Below are 21,828 nucleotides of genomic sequence, written 5' to 3' on the forward strand. Positions count from 1 at the left end.
TAGATTCATAGTTTCGAATCCATTGTTGGACAGATGCAAGACTTACATCAAACATATCGGCAATTCGCCGTTGGCTTTCTTTTCCATCCAGATATAGATTTACAGCATATGTCTTATCCTCAACAGATACTTTTCTTTTAGACATAAAATATGCTCCCTCCTAAGTGACAAGTTTTTATTATTTCACTTGTCTACCTAGAAGGGAGCATATCACCTTTCATCAGAAAAGATTATTATTGTGTTTATAAATCAAGTTTTTTCTTCAATTCTTCACGAATCTCATATGCGCTGAATCTCATTGGAATTTCGTAAGTCTCATCTTTACTGTGCTGTGGATCCCATACCTGTGCATAGAATGGGTTCTTTCTTGCAATCTTTGGATAAGCCCAACTCTTCTTCATACATTCTGGACACCAGTGTCCTCCCTGAAGAGCCGCATTTACAGATAAATCAAATTCATGTCCAAATGCACATTTCCATTTTACAGGAGTATAGATATCTTCGATTTCTCCGCCAAGATACTCGCCTCCTCTGAATTCTGCCGCTTTCTGCAGATCTTCAGCTGTCAGATTCTCAAGATCTTTGCTTTCATCATATCCGTGATCAAGGAATGTTTCTTCTTCGCTTGGACGATGAAGTTCGAATTTTGTTCCGATCAATTTGTGTTTTTCTTCCAAAGATCCGTAGAATGCCTGAATCCATTCGGTTTTATTATTTTCTTCTGCCCATCTTGGTCCCATTTCTTTTGAAGCTATCGCTTTATTTTTTTCCTTTAACTGCTCAATATTCGGAAGCATTGCCGCAACCATTGGGTTCTTGAAGAGACGTCTTGCTGTGTTTTCAACTTTTTCCCAATACTCTTTTCCGGAAATGCAGCGGAAGTGGAGATAATTTTCCAAAACATCTGCATCTGTATAGTACTGTCCATGGAAGTTAAATCTTGCCATCTGCTGTGGTTCATAAATATCTTCAAAATTATAACCCATCGGATTCAGATTAAGATTCATGAATTCCCATGTAGTCTTACGGAATTCTTTTCCACTACTTAAGTTATATGCTTTTCTCCAGAAGCTTTCATCTACCCAGTCTTCACATAAGTTTGCCATACAGATACCAGACTCAATCTGTGTGCTCCACTCCAATACATTGTTCGGTGGCTGATGGAACATGATTGGTTCCTGAGCTGCCGTCTCTGCACTTGGATGCTGACCAGTCTGGCGAATGGATACCCAGTATTTTAATCCGCAATCATACAATGCTGCCTCAGTAAATACTTTTGACAATGCATAGTAATCGTGAATAGACGGGTTCATCGGATCTCCAACTCTACCAAAATGTACCGGTTCCAGTCTACTTCCTGTCATAGCAACTGTTCCGACATATGCCAAATGAACTTTATCCGGATCTGGCTGCTCTTTAATTGCTTTTATGATATTTAATGTTGATCCGATATTTGTATACAATGTCTCTTCCGGATATTTATCCGCTGCCGGAGATACCATTGCGCCAATATGTAATACATAATCACAACCATCTACGCATTTTTTGATTGTGTCGTAATCTGACATGTCTCCCCATACAACTTCAAGTGCAGGACACATATGTTTCTTTGCAAATACACGATTCTTATCGGATGGTCTGAGCAGCGCACGTACTTTGAATCTGTTTGGTCTTGCCAGCAACTGTTTCAGTGTCTGGCCTCCCATCATTCCGCTCGCACCTGTTATGAAAACAAGTTTTTTCGGTTTTGATACATCTCTGTGCACATCTTCACGGTCAAATGTAAGTGCTGCATCCATTGCTTCTCTGGTTGCATTAATTGCACGTCTTGCCATTGCTGCATCACCGATCTCAAAGTAGCCGATTCCGTTTTTATAACATGTCTCTGCAAGAGCACTTCCGTCACGTTTCTTAGCACCGATTGCAAGTACTGCCGTATCACATGGGAATTCAACTTTTTCTCCGTCTTTTTCGCCGATCACAACATTGTCACCGATTTCAGTTACTTTTACGGATGTAACCGGGATAATGCCGGATTTCTGGATTTCTTCACCCATACATATTTTTCTTGTTGTTCCCATATCAGAACAGATATCCGGAAGCATTTCGAGAACGCTTACTTTCGCTCCCTTTTCTGCCAGATATTCTGCTGTTTCCATGCCGACCATACCGCCACCGATCACAACAACATTTCCTGTAGCTTCTGCTTTACCGTCTAATACATCATGAGAATCTTTTACAAATGCCTTATCTACGCCCGGAATCGGAGGAATGATTGACTCTGCACCGATTGCGTTCATAACAGTATGAGGTTTGATTTCTTCAATCATTTCCGGTGTAACTTTTGTATTCATACGAATATCAACGCCCAGTCGTTCCGCCTTCTTAGCCATTGAGATTGCCGCCGCTTTCATTTCTTTCTTACGCGGTGCCTCACCTGCTGTTAAGAACTGACCACCAAGTGTGTCTGTCGCTTCGCAGAGAATCGGATCATGTCCTCTCTTCTTCAGGATAATTGCAGCTTCCAGTCCTGCAATACCTCCGCCGGCTACAAGTACTGTCTCTTGTTTTTCTGTCGGATAGATCTCACATTCTTTTTCACGTCCAAGTGCCGGATTACGAAGACATGTAATACATTCCATATCCATATTTTCAAATCCGTCATAACATCCCTGATTACAGCCAACACAGTAATCGATATCATCTGTTTCTCCTGCTTCTGCCTTCTTACAGAAGTCTGGATCTGCAAGCTGTGCACGTCCCATAACAACCATGTCAACTTTATCTTCTTCCAGTATCTTTTCTGCAAGTTCAGGTGTATTGATTCGTCCAACTCCAATTGTCAGCATTCCTGTTGCTTCACGGATTTTAGCTGCATTGTCAACATTGAATCCCTGTGGAAGATCTACAGGAGGAACTTCGAATTTCAATCCATTTGACAAAATATTTCCTCTGGAAACATCCAGAACGTCAACACCTGCTTCCTGTGCAAGTTTACAGAATTTGATTACTTCTTCGATTGTAAGTCCACCTTCAAGATAATCATCATGTGCATCGATTCTCATTAACAATGGCATACCCTCCGGCATATTAGCACGGATTGCACGAATACACTCTAATGGGAATTTTGCACGGTTTTCAAAAGATCCGCCATACTCATCTGTTCGTCTGTTAATTCCACCGGACAAGAAAGAGTGTGGCAGGTAGGTATGTGCACAATGGAATTCAATACAGTCATATCCTGCCTGAACTGCGCGGTTTGCAGCCTTTCCATAAGCATCTACTACAACCGGAATCAATTCTTTAGGCATTCCCGGAATTGTGATTTCTGCACTGATCGGCATATCACTTGGGATAATAATCTGCGCTGCACGGTCAGAAGAAACTGCCAGAGCTCCAAGCCACAACTGAACGCCGGCCTTACCACCTTCTGCATGAATTGCATCTGTTAATCTTTTCATACCCGGAATATACTCGTCTTCACTAAGGGATAAGAAACGTTTTGGTGCTGCTGGTGTGTAAACACTTGTAACTTCGACAATGTTTAATCCGCTTCCACCTTTTACACGAGCCACATGATAATCGATCAGTTTGTCTGTAACTTCACTTCCATCACCTGAAAATTTCGTTCCCATAGCAGGAAGAATAATACGGTTCTTTAATTCCATATCTTTTATTTTTATAGGACTAAATAACTTCTCAAACACAAAAATCAACCTCCTTTTTCTTATTTTATTTTCCAAGAATGCTCCATCATTCTTGCTACGAGTTTTGCGTTACCTATAGTTTACACTGTACAGATGAATGAACGTCAATGACACATTATTGCCAAACTTCATGCCCTACTTTTTACTTTTTTCCAAACTACATTAGTTAAAATCCCCATGAGAAATCTTTTATCGGAAAACAGGGCCATTTCCTCTGTACAGTTGACTGTACGCTTTAGAATAAGTATACTGAAATTATACAGATAACGTGACAAGGAGGATACGTTATGAGAATGCAGGAAATCTGTAAAATCAGCGGATTTACAAAAAGAAATATTCACTATTATATTAAGGAAGGATTACTTTCTCCTGCTTCTGATGTTCAGAACGGTTATTATGATTTTTCAGAGGAAGAAGTGAAGCGACTATCTTTAATACGTCTGTTTCGTAATGCCGGCCTTTCTATTTCCGTGATCCGATCTATTATGAATACGCCTGACAGCACCGGACTATATTTAAATCAGCATATCAAAGAGCTCCATAAAGAAAAGGAACGTTTAGAAGGAATTTTATCTGCTATGAATGATCTTTTCGAACGCCTTCCGGTTAACACAGATATTGATAAACTATATGCCTTAGGAACTCAGATCCATATTCCTGAAATATGCTCTTATCCGGAAAGTGATTCTTTTGATGCAAATGATAAGCTTCAGGTTAACCGGATTTTGTGGGTTCATTTCCTTCCCGAACCACCGTTGACCGAGTACCAGGAATTTTTGTGGCAGAAATTAAATCATCTTACAAACATTCAGTATAATGAAAACTGTCGCAAGATTCGTCAGTTTCTTCATACACTTGACATTACTGACATTGACAGACTTTTCAAAAAAAAAGACAAGCATATCAACTATGTAGCATCTTTAGATCACGACGGCTGTTTGCAATATGCCGAAGAAATGAAAAACAGAATCCGTGCGTTTATGAAAAATAAAGAAAATATTGATGCCTGGAAACGATATTACTCTCTGTATATTTATCCGGAAATCCAAATCTACGACAGTGAGATTTGTTCTATCATGTTAGAAATCAGTCCTCTTTTTGTTGATTATTGCACGAACATTCATCTCACCTGCGAAAGAGTCTACGTTTGGCTGCAACAGACTTTAGAAGGAAAAGCTCTTGAAAAACAGCTTCTTGATTTATTTGATGACAAAATTGATTTAATACACAGTCAGCACGGCGAGTTAGAACTTTTAGCAAATTTTCCACAATTAATCCTTGGAGCCGACTGGTAGATACAACTACCGTTAAAAAATGGTTAGATAAAAAAATTTGATTTTATCATAAAATCGCCACTCACATTGTACTGTAAAAAAATATTACACCAAAAGAAGCATCATCTCGGTGCTTCTTTTCTTTATGTAAATATGCTATAATACATTAATACGTTCGTGTACAAAAGTATACGTGCTTTTACAGGAGGAAAACACACATGGGAAAACATGAAAAAGAACGTGATGGATTCAAAAGCCGGACTGGATTTATCCTTGCCTGCATCGGATCTGCCGTCGGCATGGGAAATATCTGGAGATTCCCTTACATGGTATCAGACTGGGGTGGTATGACCTTTCTGATTCCTTATATTTTATTTGTAATATTGATTGCTTCTACAGGAGTAATTGAGGAAATGGCACTGGGACGCGCTGCCAAAGGTGGCCCGATCAAAGCCTTCGGTGTCTGCACAGAAATGCGAACTGACAATAAGAAAACAGGTGAACTGATCGGACTGCTTCCGGTTCTTGGCTCTCTCGCACTTGCGATCGGATACACAGTTGTTGTCGGATGGATTTTCAAGTATACCTTCCTTGCACTGACCGGACAGATTGCCGGCATGAAGCAGGATATGAACCAGATTGGCGGTATGTTCGACAGTACTGCTTCTGCTTTTGGTAATAACCTTTGGCTTGTAATCGCAGTTCTTGTAACTGCTGTGATCATGGCAATGGGGATTGCCGGTGGAATCGAGCGTGCCAACGGCGTAATGATGCCGTTATTGTTCGTACTGTTTCTTGGACTCGGGGTATATATTTTCTCCCTTCCTGGTTCATCTGCCGGATATCGTTACATCTTCACAATCAATCCAAAGGGACTTTTAGACCCAAGACTTTGGATCTATGCTTTTGGGCAGGCATTCTTCTCTCTGTCCATTGCCGGAAACGGAACTGTTATCTATGGTTCCTACTTAAAGGATTCTGAAGACCTTGTAAGTTCTGCAAAAAATGTTGCCATCTTCGATACAATCGCTGCCCTGCTCGCTGCTTTCGTGATCATTCCGGGAATGGCAGTCGGCGGTGCTGAATTATCTTCCGGTGGACCTGGACTGATGTTTATCTATCTGGTCAACGTATTCAACGGAATGCCTGGCGGCAAGATTGTAGGAATCATCTTCTACATCTGCGTACTTTTTGCCGGAATGAGCTCACTTGTAAATCTGTATGAAGCTCCGGTTGCTACATTACAGGAACGTTTCGGATTAAAGCGTGTCTCAGCTGTTGGGATTATTGCAACATTCGGCTGCTGTATCGCACTTCTCATCCAGGGAATTGTCTCCGGATGGATGGACGCAGTTTCTATCTATATCTGCCCACTTGGAGCAATGCTTGCAGCGATCATGTTCTTCTGGATCGCAGATAAAGAATTCGCACTGAAAGCTGTAAATACTGGACGTGAGAAAAAAATCGGAACTTGGTTCTTGCCACTTGGAAAATATGTCCTTGTTCCACTCGCACTTGTTGCACTGATTGCCGGAGCAGTGCTGGGCGGAATTGGATGATGAAACAATAATATTGAACTATAGGTGCGCAGCCTTTTTTATGCGTAACTGTTCAGAGCCCAATGTCATTTGATTAGCATTGCGTATCTTAAATGGTTAGATTTTCAATAAGTGGTCTAACCATTTTTTAAGGGTTGACAAACACAATAGAATGTACGTGTAGGCTGCAGAGAAAAAAGAAGTGTTTCATTTGAAAATAATAGACAATAGTACTGAATCTCAAATTTCAGTTGAAGAATTGGAGAAAACAGAAATTACCGACAAATCGGCAATGGATAATGACTCAGATATCGTAGCTTTGCTACGAGAAGAAAATTGAATTTGAAAAAAAATCAACAAATGCTGAAAAAAGAATCCTGCTCGCAGGATTCTTTTTCATAAAACAGTTCAAACTCATTTGCATCTAGCTATCTTTCTAGCTTTCTTTGAGTATTTTGTACTCCTTTTCAATACCTGAAATAAGTGTTTTCATTGTATACTCAAGGATCTCATTTCCGTATGCTGCGGATGATTCTCTGACTGGATGACGTCCTGCGATTCCGATCAGATTACTTTCATTTTCTTTCACCTGTCCAAAGTCTACCAACTCCGGACGTACAGCCATTACGATAGATGTTTCATTCGCTCCGGCATGGTCATTCTGATATTTCAACCGATCATCATCTGCATATGTCCAAGCAGTCAAAATACGCAGGCCATATTTTTCTGCTGCTTCTTCCTTTAGTTCCTGAAATGCATTTGTTGATGGACCATGTCCATGTCCGACTACGATACGTATACCTGCTCTGGACAGTTGGGCAAAGATACTGCGCAGATTGTCCTGAAACTGACCTTTTTCCATCCAATAGGCACTGCCTTTCATCTGCTGGACGCAATATGTATTCAGTGCGCCTTCGGTATTAATATCCATTCCATAAAACGCAGTCCCCCTGTCATAAAACACACGATCAGGTCCCATAAACAACATCGGAAGTACTACGCCGCCTACTTTTTCTGCCACTCGGACAAACAACTCTTTTGACTGGATTCCGTCAGCCCCAAGAGGCATATGTGGACCATGCCATTCCAATGTGCCAAGCGGGAGATAAGCAACCGGCATCTCCTGTATTCTCTGCACGCATTCTTCCGGAAGTAATTCCTCGTATAATACTTTTTTCATTCTAGTCTCCTTATCCTTTCACTGCTCCGGCGATTACTCCCTGTATGATCCATTTCTGGCAGATCATATAGAAAATTACAATTGGTATGATTGCCAGTACTAGCATGGACATCATAAGTCCAAGGTCAATTGATCCATATCCACCTCTGAGATATTGGATTGCCACAGAAATTGTTTTATATTCAGAACCAATTACAAGATATGGAAGCAGATAATCGTTCCAGATCCACATGGCATTCAGAATTGCGACTGTCATAATGATCGGGCGTATCACAGGAAACACAATTTTAAAGTAAATTTGCATAATAGAACATCCATCAATCATCGCTGCCTCTTCCAGAGAAACTGGAATTGATTTAATGAAACCGGTAAACATAAATACAGACAATCCAGCACCAAATCCGACATAAATAAATATGATACCAATCAGATTGTCCAAATTAAACATATTTGATACTTTAACAAGCGTAAACATTACCATCTGGAATGGTACGATCATAGCAAAAGCAAACAGATAGTACATTACTTTAGTAAAACGACTTTTTACACGTATCAGATACCATGCTGTCATTGAAGTCAGGACAACAATAAGAAACACAGAGGCTACAGTTATAAATAAAGTAATAAAAAATGCCTGCAAAAATCCGGTCTTGATCATTCCTTCTCCATAATTCGCCAAACCTACAAAAGAGTCGGCATTAGGAAACGCAAACGGCGTACTGTTAATAAACAGTTTGCTCTTAAACGAATTCATAAATACAATCACAATCGGAGCGATAAATAAAACCGAGATTACAGTAAGAATTAAGATCAGTATGATTTTACTCTTCTTATTTTTCATTAGTTTTCAACCTCCTTACGCCGAGTAATAATAAGCTGCGTCACTGAAATTGTAGCAACAATCAGTAAAAACATCACTGCTTTGGCCTGTCCGACTCCCTCATAACCCATTCTGTTGTAGAATGAATTATAGATATCCAGTGCAACCAGAGAAGTCGATTTTCCCGGAAGTCCCGCGGTCAGAGCAAGGTTTAAGTCAAACATTTTAAATGCATTTGTTGTTGTCATAAATAAGCAGATTGTAATTGCAGGCATGATCAGAGGCAGAATAATCTTTCTAATCATCTGTCCTCGCGTTACACCATCAATAAGTGCTGCTTCTTTTATTTCCTCTGAAATATTCTGGATAGCTGCAATGTAAATAACCATCATATATCCGATCATCTGCCAGTTCATAGCAAGCACCATTCCCCAGAATCCATATGTCGCATCTGCAGTAAGCGTTGTTTTGAAAAAAGAAAGAAATCCATTAATAATTAACTGCCAGATATAACCAAGCACAATTCCGCCCAGAAGGTTCGGCATAAATATAACTGTTCGGAAAATATTTGTTCCACGGAGCTTTCTGGACAACACATATGCCAGCATAAAGGCAATTAAGTTAATCGTCACAAGATTAACAAGTACAAATTTAACAGTAAACAGGAGAGATGCAAGGAAATCTTTATCCCGGAATGCCACAATATAATTGCTCAGCCCAATCCACTGGGCATCTGTAACTGTTGTAAATTTAGTGAATGAAAGATAAATTCCCAGTACAAATGGAATAATAAATGCAATAATAAATGCGATCAGCGTTGGTAACATTAATATCGCAAATCTCTTTTTAAAAGCTTTTTCCATCTTCTATACAGCCTCCCTTTTCGTACACAGGGCAGAAACATTTTTGTCTCTGCCCCATAAATTTTGTTGCTTTTCACGCATTGCACAAACAGCAACGGATTTTACCGCTGCTTTGCATTCCAAAGCAGCGAAATCTGCTACATTCACTGTATCATGCGGCATTTTCCGTTCGGAAAACGCCAGCCTATAAACTCTACTATTGTGCAAGCAGAGCTTTTTCTGATGCCCAGCAATCAGTTGTCTGCTTAACTACATCATCCCATGTCATATTTCCTTGCGCATATTCAAGAAGATAGCTTCCAAGCTGGTTTTTAAATTCCTGGCTCGGGAAGGTTGTAAAGTCCCAGGTAATAGAATATAAAGAATCATCGTTCATATAACTAAGCATATCCTGTACGAGCGGATTATCGGGTCTTTCATCCTCATCAAAGGTGGAGAATGGCGGGATCATTCCAAGGATTCCATTGCAGTAAGCTTTTCCACTCTCGCTGTTAAACAGCCATTCCAAGAACTTCTCAGATGCTTTCTGGTCAGCTTCAGAAACCTTATTGTTGATACAGATATAGTTTTCTGTTCCGACACAAAGTCCCTGTTTTTCTTCGCCTTCTACTCCTGTATAGATTGGAAGGAACTTAATATCTTCCTCTTTTACCACGTTTCCATCCAGGTCATAGATCATTGCCCAGCCCCAGTTTCCGTTTTGGATCATAGCTACATTTCCAGTTGCAAATTCTGCCATGGATTCCTCGACATTTTTAGATCCAACCATAGACGGTTCTGTACATGAATTATTCAGATAGAGATCAAAAATATTTTTAAAGTTTTTATTATATGTGAATTTGATCTCATCCAGATTATCCACTCCGTCAGCCTTGTATTCATAGTACACAGGGATATTCATAAGATGAGTCTGCCAACGCCAATCTTCGCCGGGAGCAAATGAAGTTGAACCGAAAACTCCCTGAATTCCAAGATCATCTTTATGTTTTGTCATATCTTCCACCACTGTTTTAAGCGTGTCGAAATTTTTAATCTCTTTTGTATCTGAAATATCAACTGCTTTATCCGGAAGCGCAAAATATTTCTTCATAATAGCATCATTATAGATGATTCCATATCCTTCTACTGCATACGGAATACCATACACACCATCGCCATCGGTAATTGCCATATCTTTGTCAGTAAGCCATTCATAAAGTTTTGAATCTTTCAGATCAGCACAATAGTCTTTCCATGTCTGATATCCAATCGGACCGTTAACGTTAAAAAGTGTCGGCATTTCTTTTTTGGAAAGCTCAGATTTTAATGTCTGTTCATAGGTTCCGCTTCCCGCAGTAACTACTTTCATATCAATTCCGGTTTCCTTGGTAAAGGTTCCGGCTACTTCTTCCCATTCAGAAGAAAGTTCAGATTTAAAGTTCAGAAAATATACTGATCCTTTATCTGTATCTTTTGCGGATTTACCACCATTTCCACCTGCTCCGCATCCGGTAAGCGCCAGCAGTAACATTGATGTCGCAATACCAGTAGCAATTAATTTTTTCGTTTTCATATTTTTCCTCCAATCTTTTTAATGACTAGGAAGCCCCACACTGTCCCGAATCTGCAGAAGATATTCATTTCCCTTTTCATCACATGGTCTTTCTATTCCATCCTGTAGATACAGCATGCCGTTTATAATACATTTTGCCTGATATTCTACTGGCTGGCTAATTGTAGACAAAGATGGCGTTACGCGTCCCGCAAACGGAATACCGTCAAATGAAAGCACAGATATATCCTCTGGAATTCTATAACCCTGCTTCATGATCCAGGACATTACCTCGATCGCAACTTCATCGCTATAACAAAACAATGCCGTTGGCGGCTTTTGAGGTACAAATATCTTTTCTATCACAGAAATCACACTGTCTTTTTCACATTCTCCATGAAGCTGGCCGATCAGAGATTCATCTTGATCGAGATTTATCTGACTTATAGCTTTTAAAAAGCCTCTTTTCCTTGCCATGAGGAAACTATCATCTATTTCGTCAATACAAAAAATGCCTCCAATTCGTTTGTGACCAAGCTGAGCAAGATAGCACACAGCCTCATAAACAGAACTTTCGTTTTTTTCTATGATGTTCAAGCGCATTTCCGGTGACTGCATATGGCAGACTTTAATTCTGAAATGTTCTTTTATGTACGCTTCCTCTTCCTGCGAAAGCAGAAAAAGGCTAAAGCAGACTTCGATTCCCCTGATTTCCAGTTCTCTTAATACCTCTAGTTTTTCCTCAAATCCAGAATTACAATAACGAATAATACAACCATACCCCATCTTGCATGCAAACTCATTCAGATAACGAAACAGTAGCAGCTGATATTGATTGATGTAGTTTGTCATTATAAAACCAAGTAGTCTTGACTTTTTACCCGCCAGATTCTGCGCGTAAATGCTTGGATTATAATTGTACTTTCTGATCGTATCTATTACTCTTTTCTGTAACTCCTCGCTGACTGGTTTGGAACGATTGATCACACGAGAAACCGTAGCAATCGAACACTCGCTTTTTTTCGCGATAAATTTAATGTCTATATTTTCCATATTTAAAATTCCTCCGGAAGAATTCTATACATTTATCATACGGGAAAACGTTTACATTTCAATTGTGAAATAGTCACAAAATTAGTTTCCTTGAAAAAGGGGGCTCCCCCATCTCATAGTTTAGTGGAACCAAAACGAAGGAGGATTACTCATGCCACGAATGATTTATTCGTTGGTTTAGGCGGTATTAGGCTTGGATTTCAACAGGCAATGGATGGACTTGAGTTAGAAACGGAGTGTGTATTTAGTATGAAATTGGAGCTGTGTATGACAATGCGAAATTAGATTCAATGTTAAACCTTAAAGGGTATGATGAAAAGGCATATTTTTTCATGTTAGACGGTGACCAAAATATTACTTATACGAATCAGAGTGAGGGAGCATCCCAAAGTTTGTGTAAACCTCCAAACTGATGTAAGATAAAATTACTCAGTTTGGAGGTTATTTTATGGCAAGAAGAAAAGACAGCCACAAAAGCAGCAATGAGAGAAATGATGGAAGCTGCTCTTGATACGATGGCGGTTCTATTTTTATTCTTCTATTCCATCCCCATTCTCACTTCAAATGTCGTTCCACCCTGCTCATTTCCGCGAACCTCAATCTTCCCATCATGCACCCGCACAATTTCACGCACTAACGCAAGTCCAAGTCCCACACCGCCAAGCTCACGGCTTCTTGACTTATCTACCCGGAAGAATGGTTCAAAAATCTGCTCTCGAAATGTCTCATCAATTCCATTCCCAGTATCCGCAACTGTCAGGACAACTTCATTCTTCTCTCTCTTCGCCGATACTGTAACGGTTCCATCTACCCGATTATATTTAATTGCATTTTCAACGAGATTATAAATCATCCGATAAATCAGAATATCACTTCCTGTCAATATCAGTTCATCCTCTGGCTTTTCGTTACTGTTCACACTACGTGCGACCAGCAACGACTCTTCTGTTCCACCTGTTCTTCCATCCGACGAATTCTGTGTCTTCTGTATCAGTTCAATATTCTTTTCCTGCGCCAGCGGTTCCAAATCTGCCAGCACCTCCTCTATCAGCCCCTGCATTTCAATCTTTTCATTACGTGCTACCGTCTGCAGCTCACTCATATCTAAAAGCGTTCTGACAAGCTTGCTAAGGCGTTCATTTTGCTCTGTTACCATCTGGATCGTCTCTTGTGCAGCTGCTTCGTTCTCTGCATTCTCCGCTGCATGATAGAGATCTAGTTGTGCCTGCATTAATGCCAAAGGGGTTCGGAGTTCATGTGCTGCATTCCCTGTAAACTGACGCTGTGTCTCGAATGATTCCGAAAGTCGCAGGAGCATCTTATTATAAGACGTACGAAGTCGGTCCAACTCTGCGATTTTATTTTCCTCAATCGTATACTCTGTCAGATTCTGCGCCTGAACCTTTTCTACTGTTTCTGAGAATTCTCTGAGTGGTTTCAATGCGCGGCCACTGACAAAATAAGTTACTGCTCCGCCAATCAGCGCTACAACACCAGTGATCAACAAACTTCTATTTCTATAATCTGATTTTGAATTATAAACCTTCGTGGCAAACTGCGCTGCAAAATCATCCCACTCATTATCTGGAATATCAATGTAGACTGCCTCCGGCGTAGTGCCTGATCTGTGACGGTCTCCTGAAGCGTATCGATATAATAGACACCATTCTTATATAGGAAAAATGTCAGACATCCACACAATACTGTGATCAGCACGGTTGTAAGAATCGTCAGTCTCCACTGGAGCGATATTTTTCTCATGCTTTTCCATCTCCTATCTTATACCCCTCACCAATCTTATTCACGATGGGATCATAACCAAGTCCTGCTTTCAGTTTCTTTCTCAGAGAAGACATATGCACTCGGATCGAACCGCTGAAACTATCTACAGAAGAATCCCAAACATGCTCGATCAACTCTTCCTGACTGACCGGTCTTCCCTGATTCAAAAGAAGATACTCCAGAATTCCATTCTCTTTTCTTGTCAATGCGACCGGCTTGTCTTTTGCATATGCAGTCCTTTCTTTTGTATCAAAACGAAGACTGCCACATTCAAGACAGACATTTTTCTGTACAAACTTTCTTCTTGTCAGGCTTCGCACACGGGCTTCCAGCTCTTGCAGATGAAACGGTTTTTCCATATAATCATTCGCCCCCGCATCAAGACCGTCAACCTTATCTGCGATCTGACTTCTCGCAGATAAGATCAATACTTTTGTCTCTTCATTTTCCTTGCGAAGCTCCCGAAGAATATCCATTCCATCCATCCCCGGAAGGTTAAGATCCAGCACGATCAAATCATACATTTCCGCATAAATCATATCCAGTGCTTCCTCTCCGTCATTACACGTGTCTACCTCATAACCTGCCTGATGCAGACTTTTCGCAATCATATCACATAATTTCTTCTCATCTTCAACAACTAATAATCTCAATTTATTTTTCTCCATTTTCTTAACAGAAATTTTACACCCTTTATTGTATAATGCAAACATCGAAAGGTCAATAAACGGTTACTATTCACATGCTGTGCGACCAGCAACGCATCTCGCCATTTTAAATCGCCTTTGGCGATGGGGCAAGATGCATTCAAGCCAAAACATGCATCCTCCGTGCAATCAGCGGAGTGATTGACACGGGAGTGAACAGTAACAATAAACTGACTTTGAACATTGAAAGGAGTATCTAAATGAAATCTGAAAAAGTAACACAGATTCTTTTACTTGCAGCCGGTCTGGTATTTTTCCTTGTCGGAATCTTCCGCGGAGAAGCTGCGGTTGTGCTTAGCAAGGCAATAAAATTATGTATGGAGTGTGTCGGAATTGGATAAGAAAATGAAATCAAGCAAAAACCCTCTGGTCCGCTTCCGCGGATGGATTCAGGCAGCTGCAACGCTGCTGACCAACATTCATATCCCGAATCTGTTTAAAGGGAAAATTTATCAGGGAAATGTAAAGACGATGTGCGTCCCGGGACTAAACTGTTACTCTTGTCCTGCCGCCACAGGCGCCTGTCCGATCGGAGCATTTCAGGCTGTAGTAGGATCCTCCAAATTTAAGTTCACTTACTACATCACTGGATTTTTCATCCTGTTAGGTGTTCTGTTAGGACGATTTATCTGCGGATTTCTCTGTCCGTTTGGATGGTTCCAGGATCTGCTGCATAAGATTCCGGGCAAGAAATTTTCCACCGCAAAGCTGAAGCCTCTGCGGTATCTGAAATATGTGATTCTGGTTGTCTTTGTTATACTGCTTCCGGCATTTGTAACCAATTCACTTGGTATGGGAGATCCTTTCTTCTGTAAATACATTTGCCCGCAGGGAGTACTTGAAGGCGCAATCCCACTGGCACTTGCCAACTCAGGAATCCGTTCCGCGCTTGGACATTTATTTACATTTAAATTCACGATCCTTGCGCTTTTCATCATCCTGAGCATCTTGTTTTACCGTCCATTTTGTAAATGGATCTGCCCGCTGGGCGCTATTTACTCACTGTTTAACAAGGTATCTTTTCTTAAGATTCAGGTTGATCATGAGAAATGTGTTGGCTGCCAGAAATGCAGCCGTGTCTGCAAGATGGATGTCAACGTAGTAGACACACCAAACCATCCGGAGTGTATCCGCTGCGGAGAATGTATGAAAGCCTGTCCGACTGACGCAATCTGCTATCATTATGGGTTTTCAAACAAGAAAAAGGCTGACAATAAATAAACTAAAACAAACAAAATGTAATTTAAAGGAGATTTAAAATCATGAAAAACAAAACACTTAGAACAAACGCAATGAAATTAAAAAAGGTAATCGCTGCATCACTTGCCATTTCTGTACTTTTTGCATTTACAGGCTGCGGAAATTCTTCCTCAACAACCAATACAAAACAGGAATCTTCTTCCACAACAGAAACGGGCAGCACTGACGAGCTGAACAAAAAACTGGACGACCTTTACCAGCAGGAAAATCAGCTTTTTGCTGATCACAAAGATGCATGGGACAAAGTCTTTGGTCTTATGAACAAGAACACTGACGGTGATGCCATGAACGAAAACTATGCTGACTTTCTTGCAAGTACAGTTGAATCTAATAAAGACTCTTTCTCTGAAGAAGAATATGAAACTTTGAGCAAAGACATTGAAACAATTCGCGGTATCGAAGAAGAGATTGCAAAACTCGAGAAAGAGAGCGCTGCATCCGAATCCTCCGACAACGCTTCCTCTAAATCAGATGAGTCCACAGGTGTATTCAAAGGTTTCAAAGGAAAAGATCTGGACGGCAATGATGTAGACGACAGCCTTTTCGCTAAAAACAAAGTTACAGTTGTAAACTTCTGGTTCAGCGGATGCAAGCCATGCGTTGGAGAACTCTCTAAGCTGAATGAATTAAATGAGACACTGAAAGAAATGGGTGGCGAAGTTGTTGGTATCAACACGGATACTTTAGACAACAATGAGGCTGGAATCAAAGAAGCAAAAGAAATTCTGAAAGCACAGGGCGCTTCTTACAAAAACCTGACGTTTGATTCCAATTCAACAGTTGGAAAATATGCCGGAAACATCATGGCATTCCCTACAACAGTTCTTGTAGATAAAGACGGAAATATCGTTGGGGAACCTTTCATGGGTGGCATCGATGATCAGTCAAACTACGATCAGCTGATGAAGCAGATCCAGTCCGTACTTGATCAGAACTAATTCGCATAAGTATCATACTTAGGGGCAGTTACGGTTTGCAGTAACTGCCCCTAACAGCATTTACGCGGATCGTGTTTCTCATAGTTTACATCCACCGCCGCACTTGCTATACTAAACTCATATATACAAACTCAGGAGGCTATTTAAAATGTCTTTTATCAGCGTTTTTGATGTTATGGGGCCGAATATGATCGGTCCTTCCAGTTCTCACACTGCCGGTGCGGCACGCATTGCTTATCTTGCACAGAAGATGATCAACGGACCGCTTGCAAAAGTAGAATTTATTCTCTACGGCTCTTTCGCCAGAACGTATCACGGACACGGTACTGACCGCGCACTTCTTGGAGGAATCATGGGATTTTCCACTGATGATATGCGAATCCGGAATTCCTTCGAGATCGCTACAGAAAACGGACTGAAATACTCTTTTACTCCGAATGAGGAAGAAACTGATATTCATCCGAATACCGTCGATATTATTATGACCAATACTGCCGGTCAGGAGATGACGATCCGTGGAGAATCTCTTGGCGGCGGTAAAGTCCACATCACACAGATCAATCATGTAGAAGTAGATTTCACCGGTGAATACAGTGCTATCATTGTTGTCCAGAAGGATGTTCCGGGTGTTGTTGCCTGGATCACCAGTTGTCTCAGCGACCGCCGGGTCAATATTGCTTTTATGCGTCTGTTTCGTGAATCGAAAGGACACACTGCTTACACGATTGTAGAATCCGACGGAAAACTTCCGGAAGAAATTGCCGACACCATCCGCCAGAACGAACATGTTCTGGATGTTATGGTCGTACAGATGTGATTGTATTCAAGGAGGTTTTTTATATGGATTTTAAAAATGCAAACGAACTCCTTACACTATGTGAGGAACAGAATATTTCTATCTCTGAAGTTATGCGTAATCGAGAGATCATAACCGGAGAATGTCCTGCTAAAGAAGCGGATCAAAAAATGGCGCGTGTTCTTGAAATCATGAAAGAAGCTGCCCGCTCTCCGATTGAAAAACCAATCCGTTCCATGGGCGGGCTGATCGGCGGAGAGGCGCAAAAACTTGCACAGCATTCTGCCAGTGGTCAGGGACTGTGCGGTGAACTGCTTGAGAAAGCTATCACTTATGCTATGGCAACCCTTGAGACAAATGCGTCCATGGGACTGATCGTTGCTTCACCTACCGCCGGTTCCGCAGGCATCGTTCCGGGATTGCTTCTCGCTTTTCAGGAAGTATATCATTTCTCCGACAAAGAGATTCAGCAGGTTCTCTTCAATGCGGGCGCTGTCGGTTACCTCGCCATGCGAAATGCCACTGTTGCCGGTGCTGTCGGAGGGTGTCAGGCTGAGGTCGGTGTTGCATCTGCTATGGCAGCGTCTGCCGCTGTTGAACTTATGGGTGGAACTCCTAAGCAATGTTTGGATGCCGCCTCTACAGTTCTCATGAATATGCTCGGACTTGTCTGCGATCCGGTCGGGGGACTGGTAGAATACCCTTGTCAGAACCGTAACGCAGCCGGGGTTGCCAATGCACTGATTGCAGCTGAAATGTCCCTTGCCGGCATTTCTCAGCTCATTCCTTTTGATGAAATGCTCGAGGCAATGTACAAAGTCGGAAAGCGACTTCCGGTTGAACTGCGTGAGACAGCATTAAGCGGATGTGCTACAACGCCATCCGCCTGTGAAGCATGTCATATTCACGCATGATACTATTAGATCAACTATTCTAAACAATTAACCCGGAGGCAGGAAAAAATGAAACCGATTTACGAAGAAAATGAAGAAACACTGGAAATCGCTGAACAGATTTCTTGCCATATTCCCCCACATCTTCACAAATCAATGGAACTTGTATCCGTGACAGAAGGTACACTGGAAATCGGAGTCGGAACTGAATTGTATCATATGGAAAAAGGCGATTTTGCACTTGTATTTCCGGAATTGATCCACCACTATCAGGTATTCAACAGTGAATCCTGTAAGGCGATTTATGCACTTGCTTCACCGCTTCTTGCTCCTGGTTATACGAAAGAATTACAGCAATTTTGTCCTGTAAATCCGGTAATTCTGGCTCAAGAAGTACACCCAGACGTAAATTATGCCCTGCGAAGCATGCTGGTCTATCCAGCCGCTTCACAAGGGCATGTTCTGCATCAGGCATTTATTCAGATTATACTTGCACGCACTCTTCCCTTATTTGAAATGATAGATAAGAGCAGTGTGGGAAGTAATGACATTATCTACCAGACTGTTTCTTATATTGCTGCACATTATACAGAAGAACTGACGCTTTTCAAAATGGCTCATGACCTTGGAATCAGTCAGTCCTCTTTATCACGTGTCTTCTCCGGCACATTTCATACGAATTTTAACCGGTATCTGAATGAAGCAAGATTGGATTACGCCTGTAGTCTCCTGCTTCACAGCGACCATACGATTCTCGACATCTGCATCCGGGCAGGATTCGACAGTCAACGGACATTCAACCGAGTATTCCAGGAGCGGTATCATATGTCACCAAGAGCGTATCGAAAGCAGCCGCATTAAGCAGCGCTTTCGATATTAACTGTTATTAACCTCTCTCATATGCCATCTGATAAATTACCAGAATATCCTCATATGTCAACGGTTTATATCCGATCAATGAACGCGTTTTGTTTCTTGAACAATCAAGTGCCAGTTTCGCAAGATCATCTTCTTTTACACCAAGTTCTTTTAATCCAATTGGCATCCCTATCGATGCATAATACTGCTCCTGCATATCAATTGCAGTTTCAATTGTCTTCTCCGGATGTTCAAAATCAATATCCAGTCCCCATACGTTAGATGCATACTGCAGCCAGCGATTTATATTTGCTTTATAAACATATCTTGCCCAACTGCACCACAGCGCTGCAAGTCCTGCTCCATGCGCTACTTCCGGGTACATTCCGGATACTTCATGCTCTAACTGATGAACAACGAGCTGGAACTCTCTTCCACACTGTGTGAGTCCATTATGTGCAAGTGAAGATGCCCACATCATATTTGCTCGTGCAGCATAATCTTCCGGATTCTTCAGACAATCTCCTGCAGCTTTTCGTACACTCTTAATCACAGCCTCTGCAATCGAATCTGTCAGATAAGTATCCTCCCCCGGACAGAAATATCTTTCAATCGTATGCATTGCAATATCTACTGCACCGCATGCTGTCTGATAAGAACTTACTGTATAAGTAAGAACCGGATCCTCAATTGCAAAATTCATACGGTTAAAGAGTCCGTTACAGCCACGTTTCTCTCCTGTTTCCGGATTACTGATCACACAGGAAGAACTCATCTCGGAACCGGCTGCTGCCAGTGTCAGAATTGCTCCCTTCGGAAGCGTTTTCTGTGGAACAGCTTTACCACAATGAAAATCCCAGACATCTACTTCCGGGTTTGCCAGTCCATTCGCAATCGCCTTCGATGAATCCAGAACAGAACCATCTCCTACTGCAAGAACAAAGTCTACGCCTTCTTTTTTGCCAAGCTCAATCCCTTCTCTTACAAGCGGAAGTTCCGGATTCGCAACTACTCCGCCAAGCTCTACAAAACTGATGTTTTCTTCCCTCAGACAATTCTCCACCTTATCAAGCAGTCCACTTTTTCTTGCGGAATTTCCACCGAAATGTACCAGGACTTTCTTTGGATGAAACTCTGCAATGATCTTACCGACCTTTAATTCCTCGTCTTTTCCGAAATATACTTTTGTTGGTGTTTCATAGATAAAATTATTCATTTCTAACACTCCTCATTGATATCCGCACGGTCTATCATTACATTCAGAATCTCTGTATCCGTAGTACGCATACCAACTCTTCCAATATATCCCATGCTCTTAATTGTTTCTTCAATATCATCTTTGATGATACCTTCTCCCGGTAAGAAACTTTTGTTCTGAATACTAAGCTGAAAAGCCATAAGCGCAGCATCAACAGATGTTGCTATCTTCGCTGCACAGGATGGTTTCGCTCCATCGCAAACGATTCCTCCGATATTTCCAAGTGTATTAATGATTGTCAGGGAAACCTGTTGATAGGTTCCACCATACATATAGGTAATACCTGCACCGGCGCCACAGGCAGCACTGACTGCACCACAGTACGCCGAAAGACTTCCAATATAATATTTCTGATGGATCGCAATCAGATTGCTGACAACAAGAGAACGACAAAGCTTCTCATGAGATACTTCCCATTCATCTGCAAACACAATAACCGGAAGCGACACCGTCATGCCTTGATTACCACTTCCTGAATTGATAACAACCGGCATAGAACATCCGCCCATACGCGCATCACTTCCGGCTGCTGCCCGTGCACAGGCTCTCGTAGTAACACTCTTTCCCCATACATGCATCAGTGTTTTACCAATCTGCGCTCCATAGTTATTATCAAGTCCTTCCTGAGCAATCGCAGAATTCAGTTTAATCTGTCGATCAATGATCGGCTGCACATCTTCCATACGAACCTGATCCGCAAAATCAAGGATATCTTTAACCGTAAGTTTGATTTATCTACGGTAGTCTTAACCTCTGATTTATAAGGATTATCCAACAGCACTTCTCCATCCTTTTCAATTCTTGTAATATTCGTGTGCTGATGTTCGATTGTTACAGAAGCAAAATGCTCTCCTTTTCTTACTTTAGCTGTAATATAGAGGTTATCAACTCCTTCAACTAAAGAACAGGAACAGATTTTCTGATTGATCAGTTCTTTCGTTTTCGCAATATCTTCACAAGTCACTTCACTCAACACTTCCAGTGCCTTATCCGCATTTCCCCCTACGATACCAAGAACTGCTGCCACTTCCATTCCTTTCATCCTCCGGAATTCGGAACTGTAACACCCTTAACATTCTTGATAATATTTCCGCTGAGTTCCATTTCTACAGAATCTGGAAATTCTCCAAGAATCTGACGTGCTTTTGCCGCTGTATAGGCAATTGCGATCGGTTCTGTACATCCAAGTGCAGGTACCAGTTCCTGTTTAAGAATATTCAGATAGTTTTCGTATAATATAGAGTCCATTTTAAAAGGTGCTCCTTTCTCAAAAATAAACGTAAATGTATATGAAACAAGTATATACTTTTTGAGAAAATAAAACAATCATTTACGGATAGAATCACATTTGTGAAGAATTGCTATATATA

At 41.2% G+C, this 21,828-nt stretch carries 23 protein-coding genes; 9 read left to right on the top strand and 14 right to left on the bottom strand.

Annotated elements, in window-relative coordinates:
- Together DXB52_RS11660 and baiCD are read right to left on the bottom strand one after the other, a co-directional pair.
- Positions 1 to 145: helix-turn-helix domain-containing protein (locus DXB52_RS11660; RefSeq protein WP_147343369.1), on the bottom strand; the 145-nt coding region annotated here is incomplete at its 3' end.
- A 97-nt stretch (positions 146 to 242) separates the two neighbouring features.
- Positions 243 to 3,707 (bottom strand): bile acid Fe-S flavoenzyme BaiCD, encoded by a 3,465-nt coding sequence (baiCD, locus tag DXB52_RS11665; protein WP_118107433.1) that lies wholly within the window; start codon positions 3,705 to 3,707, stop codon positions 243 to 245.
- A 287-nt stretch (positions 3,708 to 3,994) separates the two neighbouring features.
- On the opposite strand from baiCD, the gene DXB52_RS11670 reads away from it, so the two are divergent.
- From DXB52_RS11670 to DXB52_RS17250, 3 genes are all read left to right on the top strand, one after another.
- Complete coding sequence (locus tag DXB52_RS11670; protein WP_054752677.1) at positions 3,995 to 5,002, top strand: helix-turn-helix domain-containing protein; 1,008 nt, start codon at positions 3,995 to 3,997, stop codon at positions 5,000 to 5,002.
- 197 nt (positions 5,003 to 5,199) lie between these two features.
- On the top strand, positions 5,200 to 6,540 hold the full coding sequence (locus DXB52_RS11675) for a sodium-dependent transporter (RefSeq protein ID WP_118107435.1): 1,341 nt from the start codon (positions 5,200 to 5,202) through the stop codon (positions 6,538 to 6,540).
- A gap of 190 nt (positions 6,541 to 6,730) precedes the next feature.
- Complete coding sequence (locus DXB52_RS17250; protein WP_264293028.1) at positions 6,731 to 6,859, top strand: hypothetical protein; 129 nt, start codon at positions 6,731 to 6,733, stop codon at positions 6,857 to 6,859.
- A gap of 96 nt (positions 6,860 to 6,955) precedes the next feature.
- On the opposite strand, the gene DXB52_RS11680 is transcribed toward DXB52_RS17250, so the two are convergent.
- From DXB52_RS11680 to DXB52_RS11715, 8 genes are all read right to left on the bottom strand, one after another.
- On the bottom strand, positions 6,956 to 7,699 hold the full coding sequence (locus DXB52_RS11680; protein WP_117825707.1) for a creatininase family protein: 744 nt from the start codon (positions 7,697 to 7,699) through the stop codon (positions 6,956 to 6,958).
- A gap of 10 nt (positions 7,700 to 7,709) precedes the next feature.
- A complete protein-coding gene (locus tag DXB52_RS11685; protein ID WP_117825703.1) occupies positions 7,710 to 8,540 on the bottom strand; it encodes a carbohydrate ABC transporter permease in 831 nt (276 codons plus the stop codon).
- Positions 8,540 to 9,382 carry a carbohydrate ABC transporter permease gene (locus DXB52_RS11690; protein ID WP_118107437.1) on the bottom strand — a complete coding sequence of 281 codons (843 nt, stop codon included), beginning with the start codon at positions 9,380 to 9,382 and terminating at the stop codon, positions 8,540 to 8,542. The genes DXB52_RS11685 and DXB52_RS11690 overlap by 1 nt, the downstream gene beginning before the upstream one ends.
- A gap of 196 nt (positions 9,383 to 9,578) precedes the next feature.
- Positions 9,579 to 10,934 (bottom strand): ABC transporter substrate-binding protein, encoded by a 1,356-nt coding sequence (locus DXB52_RS11700; RefSeq protein ID WP_118107439.1) that lies wholly within the window; start codon positions 10,932 to 10,934, stop codon positions 9,579 to 9,581.
- An 18-nt stretch (positions 10,935 to 10,952) separates the two neighbouring features.
- Entirely contained in the window at positions 10,953 to 11,966 is a 1,014-nt protein-coding gene (locus DXB52_RS11705; protein ID WP_117825696.1) for a LacI family DNA-binding transcriptional regulator, read from the bottom strand.
- A 538-nt stretch (positions 11,967 to 12,504) separates the two neighbouring features.
- Positions 12,505 to 13,473 (bottom strand): sensor histidine kinase, encoded by a 969-nt coding sequence (locus tag DXB52_RS11710; protein ID WP_472520118.1) that lies wholly within the window; start codon positions 13,471 to 13,473, stop codon positions 12,505 to 12,507.
- Complete coding sequence (locus DXB52_RS17255) at positions 13,467 to 13,727, bottom strand: hypothetical protein (RefSeq protein WP_472520119.1); 261 nt, start codon at positions 13,725 to 13,727, stop codon at positions 13,467 to 13,469. The genes DXB52_RS11710 and DXB52_RS17255 overlap by 7 nt, the downstream gene beginning before the upstream one ends.
- Positions 13,724 to 14,401, bottom strand: coding sequence for a response regulator transcription factor (locus DXB52_RS11715; RefSeq protein ID WP_020435934.1), 678 nt, complete (start codon positions 14,399 to 14,401; stop codon positions 13,724 to 13,726). The genes DXB52_RS17255 and DXB52_RS11715 overlap by 4 nt, the downstream gene beginning before the upstream one ends.
- Before the next feature lie 254 nt (positions 14,402 to 14,655).
- Between DXB52_RS11715 and DXB52_RS11720 the strand changes: the two genes are divergently transcribed.
- The 6 genes from DXB52_RS11720 (at position 14,656) to DXB52_RS11745 (ending at position 19,203) form a co-directional block, all read left to right on the top strand.
- Positions 14,656 to 14,796 carry a CD1871A family CXXC motif-containing protein gene (locus DXB52_RS11720; RefSeq protein WP_015527736.1) on the top strand — a complete coding sequence of 47 codons (141 nt, stop codon included), beginning with the start codon at positions 14,656 to 14,658 and terminating at the stop codon, positions 14,794 to 14,796.
- A gap of 4 nt (positions 14,797 to 14,800) precedes the next feature.
- A complete protein-coding gene (locus DXB52_RS11725; RefSeq protein WP_330577871.1) occupies positions 14,801 to 15,676 on the top strand; it encodes a 4Fe-4S binding protein in 876 nt (291 codons plus the stop codon).
- A 41-nt stretch (positions 15,677 to 15,717) separates the two neighbouring features.
- The gene (locus tag DXB52_RS11730) at positions 15,718 to 16,653 is read left to right on the top strand and encodes a TlpA disulfide reductase family protein (RefSeq protein ID WP_117498314.1); all 936 of its coding nucleotides are present in this window, start codon (positions 15,718 to 15,720) and stop codon (positions 16,651 to 16,653) included.
- Positions 16,654 to 16,801: 148 nt separating this feature from the next.
- Positions 16,802 to 17,470, top strand: coding sequence for an L-serine ammonia-lyase, iron-sulfur-dependent subunit beta (gene sdaAB, locus DXB52_RS11735; RefSeq protein ID WP_020437103.1), 669 nt, complete (start codon positions 16,802 to 16,804; stop codon positions 17,468 to 17,470).
- 23 nt (positions 17,471 to 17,493) lie between these two features.
- Positions 17,494 to 18,363: an L-serine ammonia-lyase, iron-sulfur-dependent, subunit alpha gene (sdaAA, locus tag DXB52_RS11740; protein ID WP_117498317.1), complete on the top strand. Its 870-nt coding sequence runs from the start codon at positions 17,494 to 17,496 to the stop codon at positions 18,361 to 18,363.
- Positions 18,364 to 18,411: 48 nt separating this feature from the next.
- The gene (locus DXB52_RS11745; RefSeq protein WP_118107444.1) at positions 18,412 to 19,203 is read left to right on the top strand and encodes a helix-turn-helix transcriptional regulator; all 792 of its coding nucleotides are present in this window, start codon (positions 18,412 to 18,414) and stop codon (positions 19,201 to 19,203) included.
- 25 nt (positions 19,204 to 19,228) lie between these two features.
- Here the strand turns inward: DXB52_RS11745 and DXB52_RS11750 are convergent, their stop codons facing one another.
- The 4 genes from DXB52_RS11750 to DXB52_RS17270 are packed head-to-tail and all read right to left on the bottom strand — an operon-like array spanning position 19,229 to position 21,706.
- Positions 19,229 to 20,416: an iron-containing alcohol dehydrogenase gene (locus DXB52_RS11750; protein ID WP_118107446.1), complete on the bottom strand. Its 1,188-nt coding sequence runs from the start codon at positions 20,414 to 20,416 to the stop codon at positions 19,229 to 19,231.
- A gap of 2 nt (positions 20,417 to 20,418) precedes the next feature.
- Positions 20,419 to 21,141 carry an L-serine ammonia-lyase, iron-sulfur-dependent, subunit alpha gene (locus DXB52_RS17260; protein WP_472520120.1) on the bottom strand — a complete coding sequence of 241 codons (723 nt, stop codon included), beginning with the start codon at positions 21,139 to 21,141 and terminating at the stop codon, positions 20,419 to 20,421.
- The gene (locus DXB52_RS17265) at positions 21,099 to 21,491 is read right to left on the bottom strand and encodes a hypothetical protein (protein ID WP_472520121.1); all 393 of its coding nucleotides are present in this window, start codon (positions 21,489 to 21,491) and stop codon (positions 21,099 to 21,101) included. Before DXB52_RS17265 ends, DXB52_RS17260 begins: the two co-directional genes overlap by 43 nt.
- Before the next feature lie 5 nt (positions 21,492 to 21,496).
- Entirely contained in the window at positions 21,497 to 21,706 is a 210-nt protein-coding gene (locus DXB52_RS17270; protein WP_472520122.1) for a hypothetical protein, read from the bottom strand.
- Positions 21,707 to 21,828: the final 122 nt, after the last annotated feature.

Origin of the sequence: Ruminococcus sp. OM04-4AA, from assembly GCF_003462585.1 — a bacterium.
Classification (GTDB): domain Bacteria; phylum Bacillota; class Clostridia; order Lachnospirales; family Lachnospiraceae; genus Mediterraneibacter; species Mediterraneibacter faecis.